The sequence below is a fragment of the Actinomycetes bacterium genome (genome assembly GCA_036510875.1).
Taxonomy (GTDB): domain Bacteria; phylum Actinomycetota; class Actinomycetes; order Prado026; family Prado026; genus DATCDE01.
In genome coordinates this window covers 1-3,523 of the sequence record DATCDE010000030.1, presented here as the reverse complement: position 1 = coordinate 3,523, position 3,523 = coordinate 1, and the positions used below count along the sequence as shown (strand labels likewise).

6 protein-coding genes are annotated in these 3,523 nt (G+C 66.8%); 2 read left to right on the top strand and 4 right to left on the bottom strand.

Annotated elements, in window-relative coordinates; genetic code table 11:
* Positions 1 to 274: GNAT family N-acetyltransferase (locus tag VIM19_01880; GenBank protein ID HEY5183661.1), on the top strand; the 274-nt coding region annotated here is incomplete at its 5' end.
* Positions 275 to 601: 327 nt separating this feature from the next.
* On the opposite strand, the gene VIM19_01875 is transcribed toward VIM19_01880, so the two are convergent.
* Positions 602 to 880 carry a hypothetical protein gene (locus VIM19_01875; protein HEY5183660.1) on the bottom strand — a complete coding sequence of 93 codons (279 nt, stop codon included), beginning with the start codon at positions 878 to 880 and terminating at the stop codon, positions 602 to 604.
* 260 nt (positions 881 to 1,140) lie between these two features.
* A complete protein-coding gene (locus VIM19_01870) occupies positions 1,141 to 1,806 on the bottom strand; it encodes a helix-turn-helix domain-containing protein (protein HEY5183659.1) in 666 nt (221 codons plus the stop codon).
* A 60-nt stretch (positions 1,807 to 1,866) separates the two neighbouring features.
* Between VIM19_01870 and VIM19_01865 the strand changes: the two genes are divergently transcribed.
* Complete coding sequence (locus VIM19_01865) at positions 1,867 to 2,154, top strand: hypothetical protein (protein HEY5183658.1); 288 nt, start codon at positions 1,867 to 1,869, stop codon at positions 2,152 to 2,154.
* Between the two features lie 17 nt (positions 2,155 to 2,171).
* Here VIM19_01865 and VIM19_01860 read toward each other — a convergent pair whose 3' ends face one another.
* On the bottom strand, positions 2,172 to 2,318 hold the full coding sequence (locus tag VIM19_01860) for a hypothetical protein (protein ID HEY5183657.1): 147 nt from the start codon (positions 2,316 to 2,318) through the stop codon (positions 2,172 to 2,174).
* Between the two features lie 458 nt (positions 2,319 to 2,776).
* Positions 2,777 to 3,523, bottom strand: a 747-nt coding sequence (locus VIM19_01855; protein ID HEY5183656.1) for a PHB depolymerase family esterase, incomplete at its 5' end; no start/stop codon positions are given.

Below are 3,523 nucleotides of genomic sequence, written 5' to 3'. Positions count from 1 at the left end.
TCGCGTCGTGGGCTTCGCCGGCTTCGGCGACGGGTTCCTCAGGCACCTGTGGGTACATCGCACGGTGCAGAACCGTGGGGTAGGCACGGCGCTCCTGAAATGCGCAATGGACCGGTGTCCCGATGGGCTGCAACTGTGGGTGTTCCAGAAGAACGTTGGAGCACGGCAACTCTACGAGCGACACGGTTTCGAGCTTGCCGAACTCACCAACGGAGACAGGAACGAGGAGCACGAGCCCGACGCTCGCTACGTTTGGACGCCAAGCCAGGCCTGACGGCGCTCGCACCGCACGTGTTGACATTCCGCAATCGGCACATCGATGCGTTGACGCTTCACCGCTGGTCTGGTGAGCCGGTTTCCGAACACGACCCCCAACGGCCAGGCCATCTAGGCCGCCCAGGGGCTGACGCACTACGACCGTCGGGGATGGCGGCGATGGCTCGTGCCCGCCGTAATCCTGCTGGTCGTGATCACCGAGTCGATCAGGCCTTGGCCCTCAACACCGGGTGAGGAGCGACCGAGATCGGCACGTAGGTTCGGTGAAGCCCTGTCGGACTCGACCGAAGGAGGAGCGTGCCGACCCCGAGCTCGCCCTGATGGGTCAACGGGGCGATGCAGCCCCAACCCTGGGCGGTGCCTGATCAGCGGTGGTTGACCCTCTGAGGGTGCCGGTGATCATTCCCGTGAGGGCACCGAAGGCTGCGCCGAGGACTCCGGCGGGTAGCCCCACCTCGAGCACCGCGAACCACGCAGTCGGTGGGTGGGCGAGCAGACCGAGGAGCAGCCCCACAAGACCACCGAGCAGAAACGCCAGCGCGAAGCCGACGCTCGCGAACCGGTGGATGAGCGGCATGGCCGCCAGCTGAGACCGAGCCCTCATCGTGATCTCAGTATGGGGAGGAACGTCCGGGCGCGCACCCCTCCGGCGATCGACCCGCGCATACGTGATGCGCCAGTCGTGGCAGCAGGCGTTGCAGTTCGAGGCACGGCAGTGCATCTGGCCCAACGACCGAAAACTGATCCGCGTCCTGCCAGAGTCGGTCATCGGTAGGTGCGGGCCTGCGGTGTATACCGCCTGGGGACTGGTCGAGATCGCATGTGCTTGGCGCATAGGTTGCACGAGGTGCTGCCGACCTGCCGTCAGGGCGTCGGGGGTGTGGGCATGGGCAGCAGTTGGGACGTGAACAGGTCGGCGAGCCAGGTTTCGTAGCGGGCATTAGACCATCCGCTCTGGACAGTCAGTCGGTCGTAGATGCCCGTGCCAGTAAGGGTCCAGAGGATGTCGATCGCTCGTTCTCGGGTGAGCCCGGGTCGTAGCCTGCTCGTCTGCCGGACGGCGTCGACGATGTAGCCGGCGCCGATGCGACGGGACTGTTCGGCTCTACCCCAGACCTCGGTGAGGTCGGGATCGGCGCCAGCGGCCCGCTCCAGCACCAGGTCCAGGGCGGCGACTCGCTGCGCTATGCGGGTGACGTTGCGGGCGTGGAGCCGCAGGACCCGGTGGGGGTCTGATGCCTCGAGCGCTTCCCGATACCAGGGTCGGTGCGCGACGGGCACGGGTTCGTCGTCGCCTGCCAAGGCGAGGTCACGCAGTCGTTCCAACACGACCCGCTTGCTGCCGACGGCTGTGAACACCGTCGGCTTGGCGACGCCCGCGGCGTTGGCGATGGCGTCCACCGACGTGGCGACGTAGCCGCGGGAGAGGAACAGTTCCCGCGCGGCGTCCAGGATCCGCTGTCGGGTCTGTCGTGCGGTCTCCTGCCGGACCGCTGAGGCGTAGGCGCGCTTGGGGTTGACGTCGGACACAACCCCACCTTACCGTCCAATTAGTCATTAGGTGACTAGTTCAATGAATTGAGGAGAGTCATGATCATCCGCATCGCGTACTTCGATGAGACCTCGCCCGTCGGGCGTGAGTGGATCACCGCCGCTCTGCAGGGTGTGGACGGAGTTCAGGCGGCCTACCACGCCGCACCGGCCGACGGTGGTCCCGGCTACGTGTCCGTCGCTGTCTTGGACGACATGGACGCCGAACCACGGTCCGCCGCGGCGCTGTCGGCACGCCGTGAGGAGTTGGGCGTCGCTTCGAAAGGACCCGACCGGGTCGCGTACTTCGTCGTCAACGACCACGTTGACAACGCCCGCTCGATCTAGCGACCACGCCTTCAGCGCTACACCAGTGGAGGCCCTTCGACAGGCTGGACGCCGTACTTCACGAGCATCGCGGTCAGCACCTCGGGGTCTGGAGACCCTTGGAGTTGGCTGAAGTACAGCGCCTGCCCGGCGAACATGCCCTCAAGCCCACTGGGGGTGATCACGCCTACGGTCCGCACAGCACCGTCAGACAGGTTGGCAAAGAGGTGCGGACGTTCCTGGGCAGCCACACCAGGGCCTCCGGGCCCGCCTCGAACCTGTGATCGCCAACCTCTACCGTCAACACGCCCTCCACGAAATAGATGGCCTCGTCCTCCCGAGTGTGGACATGGCGCCGGGGGCCCGGAGAACCCGGAGGTACAACAGGAGGGCAGCCGCAGCCTTCCTCATGTGCACCTCCGGCCCGATCAAGCGTTCGTTGGACGCTACGCGTGCGCTGCAGTTTCCCGTGTGAGAACGCGAACGGCATTCCTCGCGCAGCCTCAGCGGCGCACGCTAACGGCATCACTCCGCGTGCGACCTCAGCGGCCCGTGGGCGAGTCATGAGTCGAATCCCATGGCGGTGATGCGCTGACCATCCTCGCAGTCGGCCGGCCCGCTTCAGGACCCGAACATCGCCTGGTCAGCGCTGCGGGTGGGCGAGGAGGAAGTCGACGGCGTCGGGCACCAGCGCGTCCGTGAACGAGAAGATGTGGTCGACCCCCTGGACCGTCCACAGCTCTACCGCGGTGCGGCGCGTGCAGCCACCGAACGCCGAGACGGTCGTCTCGGCACCGGCTACGTCGAGGGCGAGGTCGAGCCGACGCCCGGTTGGCGCCCGGGGCGCGACACAGCCGTCGAAGCGAGCCCACTGCGCCACCGTTTCCGGTGCCGACGGGAAGGCAGGACCGAAGAGTTCGCCGCCGCCGTAGGGGACGGTCTCGTCCGCCGTCCCGTGGATCTCCAGCACGCTAACCGGCCGCGACGGCGTGCACCGGCTCGCGTCGAGGTAGGTGGCCCCCGCCATGCTGACGATGCCCGCGATCGTGTCGGCATGGTCACATGCCATCCGGTAGGCCATGAAGCCCCCGTTCGACACCCCGAACAGATACACACGGGCCGGGTCGACGCGGTAGCGCGTCTTGACGTCCTGGATGATCCCGGCGAGGTAGGCCGAGTCGTCGACCGGCTTGGCGTCCCGGTTGCAGCATGCGTCGGTTGCGTTCCAGAACTGCGACCCGGTGGCGTCCTTGGTGCCGTCTGGGTGCACGTAGAGGAAGCCGTAGTGCTCGGCCACGGCCTGCATCGAGAAGTAGGAGTCCATCTGGGAACCGGTGGTGGTGTATCCGTGCAGCAGGATCAGCAGCGGGACGGGGGTCGTGCCGTCGTA

Coding starts and splice junctions, on each gene's coding strand:
- VIM19_01875 (HEY5183660.1), bottom strand. CDS start 880: ATGAGGGCTCGGTCTCAGCTGGCGGCCATGCCGCTCATCCACCGGTTC.
- VIM19_01865 (HEY5183658.1), top strand. CDS start 1,867: ATGATCATCCGCATCGCGTACTTCGATGAGACCTCGCCCGTCGGGCGT.